Source organism: Streptomyces sp. AC627_RSS907 (assembly GCF_019049165.1).
Window position 1 is genome coordinate 1 of record NZ_JAGMUE010001129.1, and the last position, 563, is coordinate 563.

Genomic DNA, 563 nt, shown 5'->3' on the forward strand with positions numbered 1-563 from the left:
ACCTGTTCGCGGGCACCATCGCGGAGAACGTACGGCTGGCCCGCCCGGACGCCGACGACGAGGCGGTACGGGGCGCGCTGCGCGACGCGAGCGCGCTGGACTTCGTCACGACGCTGCCGGACGGGCCGCGGACCGTGATCGGCGAGGACGGCGTGGGCCTGTCCGCGGGGCAGCGGCAGCGGCTGGCGCTGGCCCGGGCGTTCCTCGCCGACCGGCCGGTGCTGCTGCTGGACGAGCCGACCGCGAACCTGGACGGCGAGACGGAAGCCCTCGTGGTGGACGCGGTGCGCCGGCTGGCCGTCGGCCGCACGGTGTTGCTCATCGTCCACCGGCCGGCCCTGCTCGCCATCGCGGACCGCGTGGTGCATGTCGGGCCGACCGCCGACGCGGCGCCGGCCGGCGAGCGTGGCACGCTGCCGGCCGTGGCGGCCACGGGCGCGACCGCTCGCGCCGCGCGGGCGGTCGTCGACGGCGGCCCCGAGCGGGTGGCCTGGCCGGGCGCGCGGCAGCAGGACGGTTCGGGGGCGGACCGGGCGGTGGTCGAGCCGGTGGCCGAGCCGATG

Annotated in this window: 1 protein-coding gene; it reads left to right on the top strand. The window is 79.0% G+C overall.

What is annotated here, in order from left to right:
• Positions 1 to 563, top strand: a 563-nt coding sequence (locus KUM32_RS40655) for an ATP-binding cassette domain-containing protein (RefSeq protein ID WP_254406778.1), incomplete at both ends; no start/stop codon positions are given.